The following is a 21,192-nucleotide window of genomic DNA, read 5'->3' as shown; positions in this document are numbered from 1 at the left end:
AACTCGCCCGCCCGGGGACCGTCAATAGGTGAAGCCACACCGCAACGAAAACGGGTCCATTACTTCTTCACATGAATCCGAAGACGGCGAATACCGGACACCTTCGCAAGGCGTGCGCACCGACCACACAGGAATTTCACAGGTGCGGGTGCCCGGCTCCTGGTTCCGGTCAGCCCTGGTACTCGCTGAGGTCGATGGCGTACAGCCGGGCGCCGTCGGTGTCGCCCGTGACGTCCATTCCGAGCTTCTCCAGGACCTTCGCCGACGACGTGTCGCCCTCCGCCGTGACCGCCACGACCCGGTCGATGCCACGATCCTGAAGCGCGAACTCCAGCGTGGCCTGCGCCGCCTCCGACGCGTACCCCTGGCCCCAGAACTGCCGGGCCAGCCGCCACTGGATGCCGATGTGCCCCGCCACCTGCGGCGGAGAGTCCGGTACGTACAGGCCGACGGCCCCCGCCAGCTCACCGGACCCGAGCAGCTCGACGGCGAACACCCCGAACCCCTCGTCGTCCCACTCCTCCTCCCAGCGCTCGATGTCCTCGGCGGTCTCGTCGAGGGAACGCGGGGCGCCGTCGCCGATGTGCCGCATCACGGCGGAGTCGGACTGGATCTCGGCGAGCGGGGCGAGGTCGTCGTCGGGGTTCCAGCGGCGCAGGAGGAGGCGGGGGGTACGGATCTCGGTCATGGGTCCATCCTGCCTGTACGTACCGAGCCCGCCGGGCAGCGGGGCGCCGGCGTACGGAGTCACCTGCCCGGCCACTCCTTCACGATCGCCCCCACCACGCGCAGGGCGCCGGGGATCCCCTCGGCCAGCGAGGGGTCGGCGGACTGACGCCGGAACAGGATGCCGCGCACCACCGACTTTCCCCGGTTCGGCACCGAGTCGTTCCACCGTGGCGCGGTCGCGAGGTACGCGTCGCCCCCGGCCGGTGCCCGGCACCGGCCGGGCTGTCGCGATCACGAGCCGGGTGTCCGCATCCACGATCCACAGCATCGGCCGGGGGGGAGAGAGAGACGGGCTCCAGCGCCAGTAGGAGACCGAGCCGTCGGATCACCCGGCAGCACCCGCCCGGCCAGCGGCAGACTCCACGGCCGACCCCGCAGAGTGCCGTTGCCGCCCCGTTCACGCACCGCCCTCAGCAGCCGCGCAAACTACGTCACCTGCAACCCGGTGAACGTCTCTATCCACACCTGTTCGGCCCTCACCACCCCAGCCATACACCGGAGATGCCAGTTCACGGCCTTGTGCACCACGCTTTGGGGCCCTAGCTGAAAGACGCAAATCCGAGCGCAGCAGCGACCGCACCCATGAGCAGCGCACAGAGCGGTATCCCCCACGCACGTATGCGCGGATACCGCCCCGGAGGATAGAAGACGATCGGGTACTCCGGGTCGTAGTCAATGGTGACGAACTGCCCAACTCTGAAAGTCCGGTCGCCGAACTTCTCCGGTTGGCCCGCCGTCCAATCATCTTCGTCACCGGGTCGCGAAATAGACCCCTTGCTCTCAACCGCGCGAAACCTGTAATGGGTTCCGTGCGGCATGTTGATCGACGACAGAATCTCGACCTTCCGGGTCACCTTCCTTCGGTAGCTGCCAAAGCTCATCAGCGCTACCACTACGCCCCAGCCCAACGCCCCGAAACCACCGACAATCAGGGCGACTTGATACACGACACCTGGAATCACGAGAACGACCCTCCACTCCAACAGCCAAGGCGATCCGACCGATTCTCCTGCCACTGGAAACGCGAGCGGATGCTACCCAGTCGTCGGGCTTGCCGCCGGATTCGTCCTTGCCGAACCCGAAGTGCCTTCCTTTTTCGCTTGGAGCCGATCGTGGAACGGCTGCTCGCGAGCAAGTGCGTGCCGGCGCCTCACCGAACCTCAGTGGCTCCACGACCCAACTTCAACGCCTTGAGGCTCGCGTCAACGCGCTGGTGATCGCGGTGTGGCAGTCGACAGGGAGATGAGGACATGCGAAGGGGCCCGGAGGTCGTGACCTCCGGGCCCCTTCACGTGCGTACAGGCGTCAGTCCTGCGACCGCTTGTTCTTGGGCCGCCACACCACCAGCGCACTCGTCTGCTGGACCTCCTGGTACGGGACCAGGTCCCGGCGGTAGGAGGCGTGCACCGCCGCCTCGCGCTGCTGGATCGCGGAGGCCGCGCTCTCCACTGCCGAGGAGAGTTCGGCCACGCGGGACTGCAGCGCGGCGACCTGGTTCTCCAGCTCGATGATGCGCTTGATGCCGGCCAGGTTGATGCCCTCGGCCTGCGACAACTGCTGCACCGTACGCAGCAGTTCGATGTCGCGCGCCGAGTAGCGGCGGCCGCGCCCGGCCGTGCGGTCGGGCGAGACCAGGCCGAGGCGGTCGTACTGGCGCAAGGTTTGCGGATGCAGGCCGGACAGCTGTGCCGCCACCGAAATGACGTACACCGGCGTCTCGTCGGTCAGTTCGTACGGGTTGTGGCGCCGACGGCCGGGCTGCCCGTCCATCACATTCACGCTCCCTTCGCGGCCTTGAACAGTTCTGCCCGCACGTCGGTGTCCTCAGTCGCCTTGCGGTACGACTCGAGGGCGCTGCGGGCGTCCTCCGAAAGGTCCTTGGGGACGGCCACCTCGACCGTCACCAGCAGATCTCCGCGCGTTCCGTCCTTGCGGACGGCGCCCTTGCCGCGGGCCCGCATCGTCCGCCCGTTCGGCGTGCCCGTGGGCAGCTTCAGGGTGACCGGCGGGCCGCCGAGCGTGGGCACCTTGACCTCGGCGCCGAGCGTCGCCTCGGTGAACGTCACCGGGACGGTGACGGTGAGGTTGTCGCCCTTGCGGCCGAAGACCGGGTGCGCGTCGACGTGCACGACGACGTACAGATCGCCCGCGGGGCCGCCCCGTTCACCGGGGGCGCCCTTGCCGCGGAGCCGGATGCGCTGGCCGTCCGAGACCCCCGCGGGGATCCTGACCTGCATGGTGCGGGAGGACTTGGCCCGCCCACTGCCCTTGCAGGCGTCGCACGGCGTCTCGGCGATCAGGCCGCGGCCCTTGCAGTCCACGCACGGGTCGGTGAGGGAGAAGCCGCCACCGCCGCCCCGCGAGACCTGCCCGGTGCCGACGCACGTCGGGCACACGCGCGGTGTGCCGTTCGCGTCGCCGGTGCCGGAGCACGCCTTGCAGGGGGCCTGGGACGACATACGCAGGGGTACCGTCGCGCCGTCCACGGCCTCGGTGAAGCTCAGCGTCACCTCGGACTCGATGTCCTGGCCCCGGCGCGGCTGCGTACGCGTACCCGCGCCCGCGCCGCCCCGGTTGAACAGGCCACCGAACACGTCGCCGATGCCGCCGCCGAAGCCGCCCGGGCCGCCCTGGCCCTGGGCGCCGCCTCCGAAGAGGTCGCCCAGGTCGAAGTTGAACGAGCCGCCCGCGCCGGCGCCGCCGGGTCCCGGTCGGAACCCGCCGCTGCCGAACAGGGCGCGCGCCTCGTCGTACTCCTTGCGCTTCTTGGGGTCACCGAGGACATCGTTCGCCTCGGAGATCTCCTTGAAGCGCTCCTCCGCCTTGTCGTTGCCCTTGTTGGCGTCGGGGTGGTTCTCGCGGGCGAGCTTGCGGTACGCCTTCTTGATCTCGGCGTCGGTGGCGTCCTTCGGGACGCCGAGGACCTTGTAGTAGTCCTTCTCGATGAAGTCCTTGGTGCTCATCGGCCTCGACGTCCCTCCTCACTCACATCAATCAGTACGTGTACGACGTCAGCCCTCTTCCGGGCCACCGTTGTCCTTCTCGTCGCCCTTGGCGTCGGCCGACTCGGCAGCATCCTCGGACTTCCCCTGCGTACCCGGCTGCGGCTCGGCCACGGCCACCCGCGCGGGGCGGATGGTGCGCTCGCCGATCCGGTAACCCGGCTGCAGGATCGCCACGCAGGTCGTCTCCGTGACGTCCGGCGCGTAGGAGTGCATCAGGGCCTCGTGCACGGTCGGGTCGAAGGGCTCGCCCTCCTTGCCGAACTGCTGAAGGCCCATCTTCGCGGCGACCGTCTCCAGGGATTCGGCCACCGACTTGAAGCCGCCGACGAGCTCGCCGTGCTCACGGGCACGGCCGATGTCGTCGAGAACGGGAAGCAGCTCGGTCAGGAGGTTCGCGACGGCGATCTCCTTGACCGTGACGCGGTCCCGCTCCACACGGCGCCGGTAGTTCTGGTACTCGGCCTGCAGGCGCTGGAGGTCCGCGGTGCGCTCGTTGAGCGCGGTGCGCACCTGGTCCAGCTGTGCCGTCAGGGCAACATCCTGAGCGGAAGCTGAGTCCCCGGCCGGGGCCGCCCCCTCCGTGTCGGAGGGAGCGGCCTGCGGCTCGGCGTCGTCGGGGGTGGCGCCGGAGGGGACGTCAGGCTTCTCGTTCTCCTCGAAGCCCGGGGTCTCCTCCGTCACGCGGCACCGTCCTTGCGGTCCTTGTCCTCGTCGACGATCTCGGCGTCCACGACGTCGTCGTCGGCCTTGGCGTCGGCGCCCGCGGCGTCACCCTGCGGGGCGTCACCGGCGGCCTGCGCGCCCTGGGCGTCGGCGTACATGGCCTGGCCCAGCTTCTGCGAGACGGCGGCGACCTTCTCGGTCGCGGTGCGGATCTCGGCCGAGTCCTCGCCCTTGAGCTTTTCCTTCAGCTCGGTGACGGCTTCCTCGACCTCGGTCTTGACCTCGGCGGGAACCTTCTCCTCGTTGTCCTTGAGGAACTTCTCCGTCTGGTAGACGAGCTGCTCGCCCTGGTTGCGGGACTCGGCGGCCTCGCGGCGGGCGTGGTCCTCGTCCGCGTACTTCTCGGCCTCTTCGCGCATCCGGTTGACCTCGTCCTTCGGCAGCGAGGAGCCACCGGTGACGGTCATCTTCTGCTCCTTGCCCGTGCCAAGGTCCTTGGCCGTGACGTGCATGATGCCGTTGGCGTCGATGTCGAAGGCGACCTCGACCTGCGGGACACCGCGCGGGGCCGGCGGCAGACCGGTCAGCTCGAACATACCGAGCTTCTTGTTGTACGCCGCGATCTCGCGCTCGCCCTGGTAGACCTGGATCTGCACCGACGGCTGGTTGTCCTCGGCCGTCGTGAAGATCTCCGAACGCTTCGTCGGGATCGTCGTGTTGCGCTCGATCAGCTTGGTCATGATGCCGCCCTTGGTCTCAATGCCGAGGGACAGCGGGGTCACGTCGAGGAGCAGAACGTCCTTGACCTCACCCTTGAGGACACCGGCCTGCAGGGCGGCGCCGATGGCGACGACCTCGTCCGGGTTGACGCCCTTGTTGGCCTCGTTGCCCGCGGTCAGTTCCTTGACCAGCTCGGCGACGGCCGGCATACGGGTCGAACCACCGACGAGAACGACATGGTCGATCTCGGACAGGTTGATGCCCGCGTCCTTGATGACGTTGTGGAACGGCGTCTTGCAGCGCTCCAGAAGGTCCGACGTGAGCTGCTGGAACTGGGCGCGCGTGAGCTTCTCGTCCAGGTGCAGCGGGCCCTCGGCGGAGGCCGTGATGTACGGCAGGTTGATCGTGGTCTCCGTGGAGGAGGACAGCTCGATCTTCGCCTTCTCGGCGGCCTCGCGCAGGCGCTGGAGCGCCATCTTGTCCTTGCCCAGGTCCACACCGTGGCCGTTGTTGAACTGCTTGACCAGGTAGTCGACGACGCGCTGGTCCCAGTCGTCACCACCGAGCTGGTTGTCGCCGTTCGTGGCCTTCACCTCGACGACGCCGTCGCCGATCTCCAGGAGCGAGACGTCGAAGGTGCCGCCACCGAGGTCGAAGACCAGGATGGTCTGGTCGTCCTTGTCCAGGCCGTAGGCCAGGGCCGCGGACGTCGGCTCGTTGACGATGCGCAGGACGTTCATGCCCGCGATCTCGCCGGCTTCCTTCGTCGCCTGACGCTCGGAGTCGTTGAAGTAGGCCGGGACGGTGATGACCGCGTCCGTGACCTTCTCGCCGAGGTAGGACTCCGCGTCGCGCTTCAGCTTCTGCAGGATGAACGCGGAGATCTGCTGCGGGTTGAAGTCCTTCCCGTCCAGGTCGATCTTCCAGTCGGTGCCCATGTGGCGCTTCACCGAGCGGATGGTCCGGTCCACGTTCGTGACCGCCTGGCGCTTCGCAACCTCGCCGACCAGCACTTCGCCGTTCTTCGCGAAAGCGACGACGGACGGCGTGGTCCTGGCGCCCTCGGCGTTGGCGATGACGGTGGGCTCACCGCCCTCCAGAACGCTGACGACGGAGTTAGTCGTGCCCAGGTCGATGCCGACCGCACGTGCCATTTCGATTCCTCCAGCTACCTACTTGAGTGGAACTGGCTCAAGACTGCAACACCCTCCCCCTCGGCGTCAACAGACCTGAGTCCCACCCACTCAAGTTTTATCCTGCCCTTATCGGCAGACCGCTGGAGACACAGCTCTGACCTGGGCTTTTGTGAAGTGTCATGGGCTCGTACGGAGGTGATTACGCTACGAGCGAGGCGTAGAGGCACTCGGTGCGCTCGGTCCAGACGGCTTCCCCGTACCGCTTCGCGTACACGGCGCGGCAGTGCTCCCGCAGCGTCGGGAAGATCTTGGCGGCCACGTCGAGCGCGCCGGGAAGGTGCGCGTCCGGGGTGGTGACCGTACCCGTGCCCTCGGACCGTACGGCACGCGGCACCGCCGACGCCCCGGCCCCCTCGAAGGCCAGCACCGGCAGCCCCGCCGCGAGCGCCTCCGCGTACACGAGCGGCACCGCCCTGCGCGTCCCCCGCCCCGGCAGCACGATCCCCCGGTACCCCGGAAGCGCCCGCCTCAGCTCCCCCCGCCCCACGGCCCCGCACATCCGCACCGACGCGGGCGCCGCCGCCCGGCACCGCCACTCCAGCGGCCCGGCCCCGATCACGTCGAGACGCTCACCCGCGGGCCAGCGGCGGAGCAGTTCGAGCACGCCCCGGCCCGGCGCGAGCGGCGCGACGCACACCCAGGCGTCACCGCCCCCGCCTGCACCGCTGCCCCCGTCGCCCCCGCCCGCCCCCACCTCTGGTTCAGCGACCGTGGGTACGAAGTCGGGCACCACGTCGAGGCGTTCGCGGGGCAGCCCGGCGCGCGCGCACGCGTCCCGGCTCGCCTCCGAGAGGACCACGAGTCGGTCGGCCCGCCGCAGCAGCGGGTCCTGCCGCAGCCCGCCGCGCGCCGCCCACGGGAACTGGAGCGCGGCGAGCCGTGAGCCGCGGTGGGGCCCGTGCCGCAGGGTGGCGACCACCGGGCCCGTCCACTCGGTGACCCAGGCGCGACCGAAGGCGGGGTACAGGTTGTGGACGTGCACGACGTCCGGGCCGAACGCCCGCAGGGTGGCGAGGGGGTCGCGGCCACGGCCGTTCGCCGCGACGAGGCGCACCTCGTGTCCCGCGCGGGTGAGCGCGGCGACCTGGTCGAGGACGGCCTCGTCCTCGCCGCCCGGGGCGCCGAAACCGTGGACGACGGCGATCCTCATGGTCAGACCCTGGCCCCGGCGGTCGTGACCACGCCGAACGCGCCGCCCGCGTCGACGAGGGCCGCGTCCACGATGTCGAGCAGCCCCAACGCGGGCTCCCATCCGGTGAGTTCCCGCAGGGGACCCGCGTCGGGCGCGGGCTCCTCGGGGCCGTACGGGTCCCGCGCTCCCGCCTCGTACGGGACGAAGCGGAGCGGCGACGGGGAGCCGGAGCGTTCGACAAGGACGCCCGCGAGGTCGGCGACGGCGGTCTCCTGCGCGCCGCTGACGTCGAAGACACGCCCGGCGGCGGCCGGCTCGGCGAGCAGCCGCAGCAGCGCGTCGACGGTGTCGGCGACGTGGGTGAGGCGGAGCCGCCGGGTGCCGTCGCCGTGCAGGGTGACCGGCAGGCCCGCGACCGCCTGCCCGGCGAGGCGCGGCACGACGGCGCCGGACGCGGACGACTGGCGCGGGCCGACGGTGTCGTAGAGGCGGGCCACGGTCACGTCATCGCCCGGAACCTCGCCCGCGGAGGCGACGAGCAGGCGGCGGCCGCGCAGGCGGGCGGCCTCGACGACGGGGCGCTCCCCCTGCGCGGCCAGGTGGACCACCGCCTCGCAGCGGCCCGCGAGTTCGGCGACGAGCCGGGCGTCGAGGGCCGAGCCGCGCACGAAGCGGAGCCGTGGGTTCGGCCAGGCGGCGGCGAGGTTGGCGCGGTCGCCCGTGGACAGGTCGTCGAGGACGACGACGGTGTGTCCCTGAGCGAGCAGCGCGTCCGTGAGATGCGAGCCGACGAAGCCGGCACCTCCGGTGACCAGACAAGTCGTGGGTGCGGTCGTCAACGATGCGCTCATCCCCATAAGTTATTCCGTTATGTCCAAATATGGGGTGAATAACACGATCCGCTTTGGGGTCCCGCGATGATCCACGCAGGTACACCTGCGCGACACAGATCACCAGCCTGGCGACTACATTGCGTCCGGGTAAGTGGGTAGTCTCAGACGGACAACCTAAGTTACCGCTTAGTAATCACCGTCCCCGAGAAGACTTCCCTCGCAGGCCCGAGGAGCCCCCAAATGCAACTCGCCGCGATCATCGTGTCGCTGGTTACGATCGTGGTCGGCGCGGCCCTGTTCGTCCGTGCCCTCCTGCAGATCTACAACTTCATGCGGCTCGGTCAGAACGTACCCGCAGGTACCCGCACCGACGAGCCCGTGCAGCGCACCGTCACCGTGGCCAAGGAGTTCCTCGGCCACACGAGGATGAATCGCTGGGGCATCGTCGGAGTCGCGCACTGGTTCGTGGCGGTGGGCTTCTTCTCACTGCTGCTGACCATCGTCAACGCCATCGGCCAGCTGTTCCAGGCCGACTGGCTGCTGCCGATCATCGGCGAGTGGGCGCCGTACAACATCTTCGTCGAGTTCATCGGCACGATGACCGTCCTCGGCATCGCGGTCCTCATCGTGATCCGCCAGCTGAGCAAGCCGAACAAGCCGGGCCGCAAGTCCCGCTTCGCCGGCTCGAACTTCGGCCAGGCGTACTTCGTCGAGGCCGTCATCCTCATCGTCGGCGTCTGCATCTTCATGCTGCACGCCCTCGAAGGCGCCCAGCACCACGTCGACAGCTACGAGGCGTCGTTCTTCATCTCGTACCCCGTGGTGAACGCGCTGTCGGGCCTGGACGTCTCCACGCTCCAGACCCTCACGTACTTCTTCGCCGGGCTGAAGATCGCGACCTCGTTCATCTGGATGATCACGGTCGCCCTGAAGACCGACATGGGTGTCGCCTGGCACCGCTTCCTCGCGTTCCCCAACATCTGGTTCAAGCGCCGGGCCGACGGCGACGTCTCGCTCGGCGCGCTGCTCCCGATGACCTCCAAGGGCGAGCCGATCGACTTCGAGGACCCGGGCGAGGACGACGTCTACGGCGTGTCCCAGGTCGAGCACTTCTCCTGGAAGGGCCTGCTCGACTTCTCCACCTGCACCGAGTGCGGCCGCTGCCAGTCGCAGTGCCCCGCGTGGAACACCGGCAAGCCGCTCTCCCCGAAGCTGCTCATCATGTCGCTGCGCGACCACGCGCACGCCAAGGCGCCCTACCTGCTCGCCGGTGGCGGCAAGAACATGGAGGGCGAGGAGCAGGCCACCGAGGAGCAGCTCAAGGACGTCCCGGCCGCCGCCCTCGCGGAGGCCGAGCGCCCGCTGATCGGCACGCACGAAGAGAACGGCGTCATCGACCCGGACGTCCTGTGGTCCTGCACCACCTGCGGCGCCTGCGTCGAGCAGTGCCCGGTCGACATCGAGCACGTCGACCACATCGTCGACATGCGCCGCTACCAGGTGATGATCGAGTCCGCGTTCCCGTCCGAGGCGGGCACGATGCTCAAGAACCTGGAGAAGAAGGGCAACCCCTGGGGCCTGGCGAAGAAGCAGCGCCTGGAGTGGCTCAAGGAGCTCGACTTCGAGGTGCCGGTCGTCGGCAAGGACATCGAGGACCTCACCGAGGTCGAGTACCTCTACTGGGTCGGCTGCGCCGGCGCCCTGGAGGACCGCGCGAAGAAGACCACCAAGGCCTTCGCCGAGCTCCTCAACATCGCGGGCGTCAAGTTCGCGATCATGGGCGGCGACGAGAAGTGCACCGGTGACTCCGCCCGCCGCCTCGGCAACGAGCCGCTGTTCCAGCAGCTCGGCCAGGAGAACGTCATGTCCCTCAACATGGCCTTCGGCGAGGAGTACGACGAGGACGGCAAGGTCACCGAGGAGTCCAAGAAGCCTCGTACGGCGAAGAAGATCGTCGCGACCTGCCCGCACTGCCTCAACACGATCGGCAAGGAGTACCCGCAGATCGGCGGTGACTACGAGGTCATCCACCACACGCAGCTGCTCCAGCACCTGGTCGACGAGGGCAAGCTGACGCCGGTCACGCCGGTCGAGGGCATCATCACGTACCACGACCCGTGCTACCTGGGCCGTCACAACAAGATCTACTCCCCGCCGCGCGAGATCATCGCCAGCGTCCCGGGCATCCGCAACGAGGAGATGCACCGCCACAAGGAGCGCGGCTTCTGCTGCGGCGCCGGTGGTGCGCGGATGTGGATGGAGGAGCGGATCGGCAAGCGCATCAACAACGAGCGTGTTGACGAAGCGCTTTCGCTCAACCCGGACATCGTCTCCACGGCCTGCCCGTTCTGCCTCGTCATGCTGACCGACTCGGTCAACGGCAAGAAGAACGACGGCAAGGCCAAGGAGTCCGTCACGGTCGTCGACGTGGCCCAGCTCCTGCTCGACTCCGTCAAGACGCCGGTCGACCCGGCGGGCGAGGCGGAGACCGAGGACGCGCCGGAGCCGGAGCCGGTGAAGTAACCGAGGATCGCGTACGCCCCTGAGGGCACCCCGTTCACGACGGGGTGCCCTCTTCGCGTGTACGGGTGCCCTCTTCACTTGTGCGGGGTGCCCACACCACTTGTTGCGTCCCGTACAACCCTTCCGGCCCATCCTGTGTCAAACGGTGCGCCGGACAAGGAACGGGCCCTTTCCGGCCATCCCCCCGCGCTGCCCGGTCTTCCTTCAGCCAAGGAGCCGCACGTGCGCAAGAACCGGACGGCCGCCCTCGCCGCGGCCTCGTTCCTTCTTCTCACCGGTACGTTCATCGCCGCCGCCCCGTCCGCGTACGCGGGCACACCGGGCGGCACCCGTGCCAACGACCGCAACACCGACTTCAACGGCGACGGCTACGACGACGTGCTCGTCGGCGCCCCCGGCGCCACCGTCGGCGGGCACGCCGGGGCCGGGATCGTCACCGTGCAGTACGGCGCATCGAGCGGGATGGGGACGTCCCGCGCCGCCGTCCTCAGCCAGAACACGACCGGGGTGCCCGGCGCCGCCGAGAAGGGCGACGCCTTCGGGCAGGCCGTCGCCACCGGGGACCTCGACGGCGACGGCTACGACGACGCGATCGTCGGCGCGCCCGGCGAGGACGTCGGAACCGTGGCCGACTCGGGCGGCGGCGTCGTCCTGTGGGGCACGCCCAAGGGCCTGGCCGGCAGCGCCAGTCAGTGGATCGAGGCCGACGAGCCCACCGCGGGCGGCAAGTTCGGCTCGTCGCTCGCCGCCGCCCGGTTCACCGACGGCGGCGACGGCGACCTGCTCGCCGTCCTCGACTCGGTCGGCCTCGCGGTCTTCCGCTACGAGGCCGCGCCCGCCGCCAGATCCACCGCGGGCGCGACGAAGAACCTGGTCCGCGACTCCCGGACCGACTTCGCGCCCAAGGCCCCGAAGGCCGTAGCACCGAAGGGCAAGGCGCCGACCGCCACCGCACGCGCCGCCACCCTGGCCGCGCCGACCGGCATCCAGCCCAAGTCCCTGACCACCGGCGACTACGACGCCAACGGCTTCGCCGACCTCGTCGTGTCCGGCCTCTCGGTCGGCGACGAGTCCGGCGACGGCTGGTCGTACGTCATCCCCGGCACGGCCTCCGACGCCGACCCGCTGCCGAACCTCACGCTGCGCGGCGGCCCGGTCGCCGCCTCCGGTGACGTCAACGGCGACGGCAAGGACGACCTCGTCACCGGCGAGCCGAACAGCCCCGACGACGGCGGCCCGTGGACGACGGGCGGTATGGTCGGCGTCCACTACGGCTCGGCCTCGGGCCTCACCGGGGAGCCGCAGTGGTGGACGCAGGACTCCGACGGCGTGCCCGGCACCGCCGAGAAGGGCGACGGCTGGGGCGCCGACCTGTCCGTCGGCGACACCAATGGTGACGGGTTCGCCGACGTCGCGATCGGCGCGCCCGGCGAGGACATCGGGACGGTCGCCGACGCGGGCGCCGTGACGGTGATGCGGGGGACGACCCTCGGCCTGCGGACCAGCGACGTACGGGACTTCAACCAGAACTCGGCGGACGTCCCCGGCGCGGCCGAGAAGGGCGACAAGTTCGGCGGCCAGGTCTCCTTCACCGACCCCAACGACGACGGGCGCTTCGGACTCCTCGCGGCGGCGCCCGGCGAGAACACCAACGACGGCGTGGTGTGGGTGTTCTCCGCGGGGTCCGGCGGGATCACGGCGGCCGGGTCGTGGACGTACGGGGCGGGGTCGCTGGGCGGTCCGTCCCTGGACGCACGCTTCGGGGCGGCGATCGACGACTAGGCACCTCACGTACACGTACAACCATTCACCGGCCCCCAGCCGTCACACCAGCGGACCACCGAGAACAACTGCCCCACCCAACGCTGGAGTTGACGTGCGCCTCAAGAAAATCGCCATGGTCGCCGGGGTGGCCGCCCTCGCCGCGGGCGGCCTCACCCTCCCCCTCGCGGGGACCGCCTCCGCGGCGAGCACGCTGAAGGACGACTTCAACGGCGACGGCCACCGGGACCTCGCCATCGGCACGCCGAAGGCCAACGCCGTGACGGTGACGTTCGGTTCCTCGTCCGGCGTGGGCCCCGGCAAGGCCGTGACCATCACCCAGGAGACCGCCGGCGTGCCCGGGGCCACCGAGCAGGAGGACGAGTTCGGGGAGAACGTCACCAGCGGCGACGTCAACGGCGACGGGTACGCCGACCTGATCGTCGGCGCCCCCGGCGAGCGGGTCACCGACTGGGCGGGCGGCTCGCTGAACGTGGTGTGGGGCGGCGCGAACGGATTCACCAAGGGCGCCACCGTCTACCACGCGCCCTCCGCCGACGACCAACGCTTCGGCGAGGGCGCCGTCTTCGTCGACCTCGACGGCGACGACCACGCGCAGCTCGCCGTCGTCAGCGCCAAGAAGTACTGGTGGTACTCGGACAGCAACGCCCCCGAGGACGCCTACGCGCCCGAGGTCGAGTTCGTGCCCGAGGGCGTGACGCTGGAAGGGCTGACCGCCGACCAGTTCCACGGCAAGGGCGTCGGGAAGACGTACACGTACGTCCTCTACGGCAAGAACGCCGACGGCAGCCCCTACACGGGGTGGGTCAACGGCGGGCCCGGCGACATCGGTTACCACTCCGGGCGGATCGACGGCCAGTTCGCGGGATCCACCACCGAGGCCGCCGCCACCGGCGACGTGAACGGCGACGGCTACCCCGACCTCGTCACCGGGCAGGCCGCCGACAACTCGGTCTGGGTGTTCTACGGCGGATCCACCATCTTCACCGACGAGATGGAGGGCATGGACAAGGTCACCCAGGACAGCCCCGGCATCCCGGGAGCGACGGAGGCCGAGGACCGGTTCGGCGCCTCCGTCTCCGTCGGTGACGTGGACGGCGACGGCCACGACGAGGTGGCGGTCGGCGCGCCCGGCGAGAGCGTCGACGGTGTGCGGGGCACGGGCTCGGTCGTCGTCCTCAAGGGCTCCGCGGGCTACATCAGTGCGGGCCGCTCCTACCACCAGGAGACCAGCGGGGTGCCGGGCGTCGCGGAGCCGGGCGACCGATTCGGATCGAGCGTACGGATGAAGGACATCAACGGGGGCGGCCGCGCGGACCTGTCCGTCGCCGCGTCCGGCGAGGACATCGGCTCGGCCGCGGACGCGGGCGCCGTCACGGTGCTGAAGGGTTCGGCTCCGTACCCGACGACGACGGGCGCGACCTCGTTCAACGGCGCGGACTTCGGCCTTCCCGGCGCGGACATCGCATTCGGCACGTCCCTGCGCTGACGTTCCCGTCCTTGCCCCTGCCATCATGTGGAAGTTGTGGACTCATGGGAGGGGCGGGGGCGTTGTTGATACCGGGGCACATACAAAGATCCGGCGTACGAAGAGGCAGCGGGGCCGTGTTGTGCGCCGCACTGCTCGCCGCCGCGCTCACGGCGTGCGGCGGCCACGACAGCGACAGCGCGGGCACCCACCGCCCCGCGACCGTGGCGGGCGAGCAGCAGCGGAGCGCGCCGCTGCCGATCCCGCGCGGCAAGGGCAGCAAGCTGCCGAGCGACTTCAACGGGGACGGCGCCCCCGACCTCGTCCTCGACGACCTCGCGCACGACGGGCTCGGCGACGACCCCGGCATCGGCGTCGTCTACGGGAGGAAGGGCCACGGACTCGTCGCCGGGACCCGGCAGTTGCTGACCCCGGCGAAGTACGCGGCCCGGATCAAGGGGCGGGCCCCGGCCACGTTCGCGTCGGAGGCGAGCTGCGACCTCGACAGGGACGGGTACGCCGACCTCGTGGTGTCGACGGACCCGCCGTACGACGGCCAGGGCATGCCGCCGGTCCCACTCCAGATCCTCTTCGGCTCGCCCACCGGGATCTCCGGCAAGGGCGTCACGCTGAAGATCCCCGCGCGGGCCCGGTTCGGCAACGAGTGGCCCGACCAGCCGGTGTGCGGCGACTTCGACGGCGACGGCCGCAACGACCTGGTCGTGCACGCGAGCGCCGGCCGGCTCAGCGTCCTGCCCGGCCCGTTCACCCGCGCCGGCGCCCCGCGCGGCACCACCGGCATCGCGCAGCCCGGCGGAAACGTTCCGACCGGCCCCGCCGCCGACCTGAACGGCGACGGCACCGACGACGTCCTGGTCCGCGCCCACACCGGCACGGCGCGCTCCGCCGTCGCCCTCGGCGGCCCCGACGGCTTCACCAAGGGCGCCACGTACCCGGCGGGCACGGACGCGGTCTTCGGCCGCTTCGGAGCGGCGATCCTCGGCGGGACCGGCCTGAAGCTGTACGCGCCCGGGGGCGCCGCCACCCGCACGGTCCGGGTCACCGGCGACCGGCTCGCGGCGGCGGACCTGAACGGCGACGGCCGCGACGAGCTGGCCGTATCGGACGCGGCCTCGGACGGCGTCCACCTCATCGGTCCGGGCAAGCCCCGCAGGGCCCCGGCGAAGGGCCACGTGATCGCGGTCGCGGACTACGACGGGGACGGCCGCGACGACCTCGTCCTGCAACACACCAAGGGCACCACGGACACGGTGACCGTACTGACGGGCGACCGCGCCGCCACGCTCGTATCGGCCACCCCACAGCTCACGTTCTCCACAACGGAGTTCAGCAACTAGGGCTTGTCCCGAACTGGCGCTGTCCTGCAAAAACTCCGTCGCCCCGTACAACCCTCCCGCCCCACCAACGGTCTCCTGTTAGCCGACCGCGAGGTCACGGCCGGGGTAATTCCCGGCCAACACCCTGCAAACGGCACCCCGTTGACGGGACGCCCGCCAGGCGTCCCCCTTGCCGCAGGAGCCAACCGAATGGCCAAGCACAGACGCACGCCTGCTCCCTCCCAGACCCGCCTCCGGCTCGCCATGGCCACCGCCACGGCGGCAGCCCTGACCGGCGGCGTCCTCACCGCCGCGGCGGGCCCCGCGGCCGCCGCCCCGGCCGCGTCCCAGCCCGACGCCGACGCGGACTTCAACGGAGACGGCATCGGCGACCTCGCGGTCAGCGCCTCCCACGCCTACGTCAACGGGCACAAGCAGGCCGGCCAGATCGCCGTGCTCTACGGCTCCGCCACCGGCACCCGCACCGTCACCATCAGCCAGAACACCGCGGGCGTACCCGGCACCGCCGAGACCGGCGACTACTTCGGCGCCGACTCCGCGTACGGCGACTTCGACGGCGACGGCTACGACGACCTGGCGGTGGCCGCCCCGGGCGAGGACGTCGGCTCGGACACCGACGGCGGCACCGCCGCCATCCTGTGGGGCTCGCCGACCGGCCTGACGAGCGGCACCACCATCGACGACCCCCGCCCCAGCTCCCACGACGGCTTCGGCGGCCCCATCGAGGCGGGCGACTTCGACGGCGACGGCTCCACCGACCTGGCGATCGGCGCCAACAACAAGAACACCGTCGACATCCTCGACGGCCCCTTCTCGCGCACGGGCGACAACCCCCACCGCAGCGTCGTCACCGTCCCCGTCATCAGCGACACCGGCGCCGGCGTCTGGAACCTGCACTCGGGCGACGCCAACGGCGACGGCAAGGACGACCTGATCGTCAACGGCTACGCGGCGGACAACGGCACCAACGCCAACTTCTGGCTGCCCGGCACCGCTTCGGGCCCCAGCACCTCCGGCGCGGTCCGTCTGCCGAGCGGTGTCATCACCGACCTCGGCGACACCAACGGCGACGGCTACGACGACATCGTCGTCGGCAACTACTGGGCCAACAGCAACAGCAAGGACACCAGCGGCGCCGTCTACATCGTCAAGGGCTCCGGCGCCGGCCCCGCCGCCACCCGCACCACCCTCACCCAGGAGACCGCCGGCGTGGCCGGCGGCAGCGAGACCGGCGACGCCTTCGGCGCCGAGGTCGACCTCGGCGACGTCAACGGCGACGGCCACCTCGACCTGGTGGTCGGGGCGCCCGACGAGGACCTGACCGGCGGCGCCAACACCGGTGCCGCGTGGGTCATGTACGGCAAGGCCGACGGCACCGGCATCACCGGGCAGGGCTCGGTGTTCCTGGAGCAGAACAACGCCTTCGTGCCCAACAGCAACGAGGCGGGCGACTTCTTCGGCTCCGACGTCCACCTCGACGACCTCAACGGCGACGGACGCGACGAGGCGTACATCGGCGCCGCGGGCGAGAACGGCCTCAACGGCGCGGTCTACCCGGTCAAGTTCAAGGCCGACGGCTCCCTCGCCGCGTCCTCCGGCATCTACACCTCGACCCTCGGTGTCTCCGCCACCGGCACCCCCCGCCTGGGCGCCAACTTCACGGACTGACCCGACGGACGGCCCGCGGCCCGCTCAGGGCCCGGCCGTCCCCACTGACACCATGCTCCGCCACAGGAGCACCATGCAAAGGATCACCACACGCATGACCGAGCACAGACGCACCTCCGCCCGCATCCGCCTCGCCCTCGCGACGGCCGCCGCGGCCGCCCTCACCGGCGGTCTCCTCGCCGCCTCCGCGGGCACCGCCGGCGCCGCGGACTCCGTGCACCACCCGCAGGCCGACTTCAACGCCGACGGTTACGGCGACGTCGCGGTCTCCGCCGGTGACGCCACCGTCTCCGGCAAGAAGGGCGCCGGGAACATCGTCGCCCTGTACGGCTCGGCGAGCGGCGTCACCGCCACCAAGCGCGCCACCTTCAGCCAGGACACCAGCGGTGTCCCCGGCACCTCCGAGACGGGCGACGGCTTCGGCTGGGTCAGCGCGTACGGCGACTTCAACCACGACGGCTTCGACGACCTCGCCGTCTCCGCACCGCACGAGAAGGTCGGCGACGACGCCAACGGCGGCACCGTGGCGGTGCTGTGGGGTTCGGCCTCCGGCCTGTCCGGCGGCACCACCATCACCGACCCGGCCGTCTCCTCGCACGACAAATGGGGTGACTCGCTCGCCGCGGGCGACTTCGACGGCGACGGCAAGGACGACCTCGCCATCGGCTCGTCCTCCGCCACGGTGTACGTCTTCAAGGGCGGCACCGCCAAGACCGCCTCCCTGGGCGGCCGTTACACCGTCCGCCCCGCCATCGTCAGCGGCGGCGACGCGGGCCCGCTCAGCCTGTTCGCCGGTGACGTCAACGGCGACAAGCGCTCCGACCTCGTCGTCAACGGCTACGAGACCGACAGCGACATGGGCTACAACACGAACTACTACGTGCCCGGCTCCGCCTCCGGCCTGACCACGTCCGGCGCCCAGCAGCTCAAGCGCGGCATGATCACCGGCATCGGCGACGTCAACGGCGACGGCTTCGGCGACATCGTCACCGGCCAGGAGTGGGACCCGGACCTCAAGAACGAGGACGGCAGCACCGTCACGGTCCCGGGTTCCGTCACCGGCGGCCAGATCCACGTCACGTACGGCTCGCAGGCCGGTCCGGCCACCGCCACGGACATCTCGCAGGACACCGGCGAGGTGCCCGGCGGCTCCGAGCGCGGCGACTGGTTCGGCAGCGAGCTCGCCGTCGGCGACGTCAACGGTGACGGCTACGTCGACGTGGCCGTCGGCGCGCCCGGCGAGAACCTCGGCGGCGTCGTCAACACCGGCTCCGTCACCGTCCTCTACGGCTCGGCGAACGGCCTGAACACCACCTCCGGCACCCAGTTCTTCGCCCAGTCCACGGCCGGTGTGCCCGGCAGCGACGAGAAGAACGACTACTTCGGCAGCGAGGTGAAGCTCGCCGACGCCAACAAGGACGGCAAGGCGGACCTCGTCGTCGGCGCCCTCGGCGAGAACAGCGGCAACGGCGCGCTGACCTACCTCCCGTCCGACGGCACCAAGCTCACCACGACCGGCTCCCGCGCCATCTCCGCCTCGGCCGCCGGCGTCAGCACGGACGCCGCCCCGGTCTTCGGCGCCAACGCCGCCAACTGACGCCTCAGTCAACGAAGTTCACCGGCGCGGGGCCGCACCTCACGGCCCCGCGCCCACCCCTTCGCCACATCAGCCAAAGGCAGAACCCATGCGTCGACGCGCCCTCCTCCTCGCCGCAGCCCTGACCGCGCTGCCCCTCGGCATCGCCGCCCCGGCCCATGCCACGCCATCCGGCCTGCAGGGCGACTTCAACGGCGACGGATACCGCGACCTGGCTGTCGCCGACCCGGCCGCCACGCTGTCCGGACACCAACTGGCGGGAGCGGTCAGCGTGTTCTACGGCTCGTCGTCCGGTATCAGCGCCTCCCGGCACAAAGTCGTCACCCAGGCCACGTCCGGAGTCCCAGGCGCTCCCGAGGAGGGCGATCGGTTCGGGTCGACCCTCGCCACCGCCGACCTCGACCGCGACGGCTACGCCGACCTGCTCGTCGGAGCCTCCTCCGAGACCGTCGGCACCGACAAGCACCGCGGCAGCATCACCGTCGTCTGGGGCGGCGCCACCGGTCTCGGCTCCGGCTCCACCATCAAGCCCGCGTCCATCCCCGACGACGGCTGCGCCTTCGGCGAGAGCCTCGCCACCGGCGACATCGACGGCGACGGCACACCCGACCTCACCGTCGGATCACGCTGCTCGGCCCAGCACTTCTATGGCCCCTTCACTCGCACCGGAAGCCCCGCCGCAGCCGCACGTGACTCCGGCCTCGGCACCACACAAGGTGCCGTGATCGGCAACCTCGACGGCGACGTCGCCGAGGAACGCGTCATGCTGCCCGGCCGCTACGACGAAGACCCCGGCGGTCGCGTCTACGTGGACGACGTCAAGGACGGGCAGGCCACTCGCACCGAACTCACCCACGCCGACGGCACCGTGGGCGCCATCACCGACACGGACGGCGACGGCTACGGCGACCTCGTCCTCGCCGACTACGACGACCCCACCACCGACAAGCCCGGCGGTCACCTCGGCGGCCGGATCTCCGTCTGGTTCGGCGGGGCCGACGGTATCGACCCCGAGCAACCCCCTGTGCACATCGACCAGGACACCACCGGTGTACCCGGGGCCGGCGAGGCGGGTGACGAGTTCGGCTTCTCGCTCGCCGCGGGCGACACGGACAAGGACGGCTACGGCGACGTCGCGGTCGGCGTGCCCGGTGAGGACATCGGCAGCGCGCACTACGCGGGCGCCGTCACCGTGCTGCGGGGATCGGCCCACGGCCTCACCGGGGCCGGATCCCGCTCCATCCACGAGGACACCACCGGAGTTTCAGGAGCCGCCGAGAATGCCGACTCGTTCGGCGAGTCGGTCAGTTTGAGCGACAACAACCGAGACGGCGAGCCCGACCTCACTGTCGGGGCCCCTGGCGAGAACGGCTCCGGCTGCACCTGGAACGCCCACGGCACCTCCGTGACCAAGTCCTTCTACATCTGCGCTCCCGCGCTCGGCCTGAGCGGGGAGAGAGGCGTCGGAGACACTCTCACTCCCTGACCCCGGTGTCGAAGCCTTCCTGCAGTCCTGAGGGCCACCCCAGGGCCATCCCTTAAGGGATGTCACAGCTCAGCCGCAATGCCGGGCCCGAACCCCGGGCCCGGCATTCCGTCCACGGAAACCAGGTACGTTCGAGTACGTGGCTGGATTCAGGAACGGACGCGGCCGGGACAACCGCGAAGCGCCGCAGGGGCACCCTCCGTACGGGCCCCCTCAGCAGCAGCAACACGGGTACGGGCAACAGCAACAACAGCAACAACGGCAGCAGTGGCCGCAGCCGAACGGCGGGCACGGCGAGCCGGAGTACTTCGGCGAGCCGAACGCGCCCCGTGCCCACGACCCGTACGCGGCGAACAACCCCGGTCACACGCAGGCGTTCTCGGTGAACCCCGGCGACGACCCGTACGCGTACGGCCAGGGCTCCACCTACCAGGCGGGCGCGGCCGCCCCGGCCGGACCGATCGGCCCCCGCCTGCACTGGAAGCCGCTGCTGTCCGGGGTCATCCTGCGCCCCGCGCCGACGTATCTCCAGATGCGCGACTACGCGATGTGGGGCCCGGCCCTGCTCGTCACGTTCCTCTACGGGCTCCTGGCGATCTTCGGCTTCGACGGCGCCCGCGAGGACGTCATCAACGCCACGATGTCCTCGGCGATCCCCTACGTCCTGACGACCGGCATCGCGATCACGCTCAGCTTCTTCGTGCTCGGCGTGGTCACCCACACACTGGCCCGCCAGCTCGGCGGCGACGGCGCCTGGCAGCCCACGGTCGGCCTGTCCATGCTGATCGCCTCCCTCACCGACACGCCCCGCCTGCTCTTCGGCATGTTCCTCGGCGGCGACGCGATGTTCGTCCAGCTCATCGGCTGGGCGACCTGGGTCGCGGCGGGCGCCCTGCTGACCACGATGGTCCACAAGTCCCACGACCTCCCCTGGCCGAAGGCGCTCGCGGCCTCCGCGATCCAACTGATCGCACTGCTCTCGATCATCAAGCTCGGCACGTTCTAGACGTCCCCGGCCATCGCCTTCCGGCA

Annotated in this window: 17 protein-coding genes and 1 pseudogene; 8 read left to right on the top strand and 10 right to left on the bottom strand. The window is 70.6% G+C overall.

The window, feature by feature from the left end:
* Positions 1–169 precede the first annotated feature (169 nt).
* From ACYSUO_RS31655 to ACYSUO_RS31610, 10 genes and pseudogenes are all read right to left on the bottom strand, one after another.
* The gene (locus ACYSUO_RS31655; RefSeq protein ID WP_461779661.1) at positions 170–688 is read right to left on the bottom strand and encodes a GNAT family N-acetyltransferase; all 519 of its coding nucleotides are present in this window, start codon (positions 686–688) and stop codon (positions 170–172) included.
* Positions 689–747: 59 nt separating this feature from the next.
* Positions 748–882 (bottom strand): hypothetical protein, encoded by a 135-nt coding sequence (locus ACYSUO_RS31650; protein ID WP_461779664.1) that lies wholly within the window; start codon positions 880–882, stop codon positions 748–750.
* Between the two features lie 49 nt (positions 883–931).
* Positions 932–1,221 (bottom strand): annotated as a pseudogene (locus tag ACYSUO_RS31645) (IS5/IS1182 family transposase); the annotation flags it as partial.
* A 47-nt stretch (positions 1,222–1,268) separates the two neighbouring features.
* A complete protein-coding gene (locus tag ACYSUO_RS31640) occupies positions 1,269–1,691 on the bottom strand; it encodes a hypothetical protein (RefSeq protein ID WP_461779646.1) in 423 nt (140 codons plus the stop codon).
* A gap of 343 nt (positions 1,692–2,034) precedes the next feature.
* Positions 2,035–2,499, bottom strand: a complete 465-nt coding sequence (locus ACYSUO_RS31635; RefSeq protein WP_461779645.1) for a heat shock protein transcriptional repressor HspR — start codon at positions 2,497–2,499, stop codon at positions 2,035–2,037.
* 5 nt (positions 2,500–2,504) lie between these two features.
* Entirely contained in the window at positions 2,505–3,692 is a 1,188-nt protein-coding gene (dnaJ, locus tag ACYSUO_RS31630) for a molecular chaperone DnaJ (RefSeq protein WP_461779644.1), read from the bottom strand.
* A 48-nt stretch (positions 3,693–3,740) separates the two neighbouring features.
* Positions 3,741–4,415 (bottom strand): nucleotide exchange factor GrpE, encoded by a 675-nt coding sequence (gene grpE / locus ACYSUO_RS31625; RefSeq protein WP_461779643.1) that lies wholly within the window; start codon positions 4,413–4,415, stop codon positions 3,741–3,743.
* Positions 4,412–6,271 (bottom strand): molecular chaperone DnaK, encoded by a 1,860-nt coding sequence (gene dnaK / locus ACYSUO_RS31620; protein WP_461779642.1) that lies wholly within the window; start codon positions 6,269–6,271, stop codon positions 4,412–4,414. Before dnaK ends, grpE begins: the two co-directional genes overlap by 4 nt.
* Before the next feature lie 181 nt (positions 6,272–6,452).
* Positions 6,453–7,463 (bottom strand): glycosyltransferase, encoded by a 1,011-nt coding sequence (locus ACYSUO_RS31615; protein ID WP_461779641.1) that lies wholly within the window; start codon positions 7,461–7,463, stop codon positions 6,453–6,455.
* A gap of 2 nt (positions 7,464–7,465) precedes the next feature.
* Positions 7,466–8,296, bottom strand: coding sequence for an NAD-dependent epimerase/dehydratase family protein (locus tag ACYSUO_RS31610; RefSeq protein ID WP_461779640.1), 831 nt, complete (start codon positions 8,294–8,296; stop codon positions 7,466–7,468).
* 222 nt (positions 8,297–8,518) lie between these two features.
* Here ACYSUO_RS31610 and ACYSUO_RS31605 point away from each other — a divergent pair, with 222 nt between their 5' ends.
* The 8 genes from ACYSUO_RS31605 to ACYSUO_RS31570 all read left to right on the top strand — a co-directional run bounded on the left by ACYSUO_RS31605 (position 8,519) and on the right by ACYSUO_RS31570 (position 21,166).
* Positions 8,519–10,801, top strand: coding sequence for a (Fe-S)-binding protein (locus ACYSUO_RS31605; protein WP_461779639.1), 2,283 nt, complete (start codon positions 8,519–8,521; stop codon positions 10,799–10,801).
* A 222-nt stretch (positions 10,802–11,023) separates the two neighbouring features.
* A complete protein-coding gene (locus ACYSUO_RS31600; protein ID WP_461779638.1) occupies positions 11,024–12,583 on the top strand; it encodes an esterase in 1,560 nt (519 codons plus the stop codon).
* Positions 12,584–12,677: 94 nt separating this feature from the next.
* Positions 12,678–14,072 (top strand): FG-GAP-like repeat-containing protein, encoded by a 1,395-nt coding sequence (locus ACYSUO_RS31595; protein ID WP_461779637.1) that lies wholly within the window; start codon positions 12,678–12,680, stop codon positions 14,070–14,072.
* 116 nt (positions 14,073–14,188) lie between these two features.
* Entirely contained in the window at positions 14,189–15,409 is a 1,221-nt protein-coding gene (locus ACYSUO_RS31590) for an FG-GAP repeat domain-containing protein (RefSeq protein ID WP_461779636.1), read from the top strand.
* A 189-nt stretch (positions 15,410–15,598) separates the two neighbouring features.
* Positions 15,599–17,077 (top strand): FG-GAP and VCBS repeat-containing protein, encoded by a 1,479-nt coding sequence (locus ACYSUO_RS31585; protein ID WP_461779635.1) that lies wholly within the window; start codon positions 15,599–15,601, stop codon positions 17,075–17,077.
* A gap of 94 nt (positions 17,078–17,171) precedes the next feature.
* Entirely contained in the window at positions 17,172–18,674 is a 1,503-nt protein-coding gene (locus ACYSUO_RS31580) for an FG-GAP-like repeat-containing protein (protein ID WP_461779634.1), read from the top strand.
* An 88-nt stretch (positions 18,675–18,762) separates the two neighbouring features.
* Positions 18,763–20,160, top strand: coding sequence for an FG-GAP and VCBS repeat-containing protein (locus ACYSUO_RS31575; RefSeq protein WP_461779633.1), 1,398 nt, complete (start codon positions 18,763–18,765; stop codon positions 20,158–20,160).
* 139 nt (positions 20,161–20,299) lie between these two features.
* Complete coding sequence (locus ACYSUO_RS31570) at positions 20,300–21,166, top strand: Yip1 family protein (protein ID WP_461779632.1); 867 nt, start codon at positions 20,300–20,302, stop codon at positions 21,164–21,166.
* Positions 21,167–21,192 lie beyond the last annotated feature (26 nt).

This window comes from Streptomyces sp. UC4497 (assembly GCF_054871485.1).
The sequence above is the reverse complement of the archived record's forward strand: the minus strand, read 5'-3'. Positions and strand labels throughout refer to the sequence as shown.

Excerpts from the sequence above, each read along its gene's own strand:
- ACYSUO_RS31580 (WP_461779634.1), top strand. The coding sequence starts at position 17,172 with ATGACCGAGCACAGACGCACCTCCGCCCGCATCCGCCTCGCCCTCGCG.
- ACYSUO_RS31635 (WP_461779645.1), bottom strand. The coding sequence starts at position 2,499 with ATGGACGGGCAGCCCGGCCGTCGGCGCCACAACCCGTACGAACTGACC.
- ACYSUO_RS31605 (WP_461779639.1), top strand. The coding sequence starts at position 8,519 with ATGCAACTCGCCGCGATCATCGTGTCGCTGGTTACGATCGTGGTCGGC.
- dnaK (WP_461779642.1), bottom strand. The coding sequence starts at position 6,271 with ATGGCACGTGCGGTCGGCATCGACCTGGGCACGACTAACTCCGTCGTC.
- ACYSUO_RS31615 (WP_461779641.1), bottom strand. The coding sequence starts at position 7,463 with ATGAGGATCGCCGTCGTCCACGGTTTCGGCGCCCCGGGCGGCGAGGAC.
- dnaJ (WP_461779644.1), bottom strand. The coding sequence starts at position 3,692 with ATGAGCACCAAGGACTTCATCGAGAAGGACTACTACAAGGTCCTCGGC.
- ACYSUO_RS31610 (WP_461779640.1), bottom strand. The coding sequence starts at position 8,296 with ATGAGCGCATCGTTGACGACCGCACCCACGACTTGTCTGGTCACCGGA.
- ACYSUO_RS31585 (WP_461779635.1), top strand. The coding sequence starts at position 15,599 with ATGGCCAAGCACAGACGCACGCCTGCTCCCTCCCAGACCCGCCTCCGG.
- ACYSUO_RS31575 (WP_461779633.1), top strand. The coding sequence starts at position 18,763 with ATGCGTCGACGCGCCCTCCTCCTCGCCGCAGCCCTGACCGCGCTGCCC.
- ACYSUO_RS31655 (WP_461779661.1), bottom strand. The coding sequence starts at position 688 with ATGACCGAGATCCGTACCCCCCGCCTCCTCCTGCGCCGCTGGAACCCC.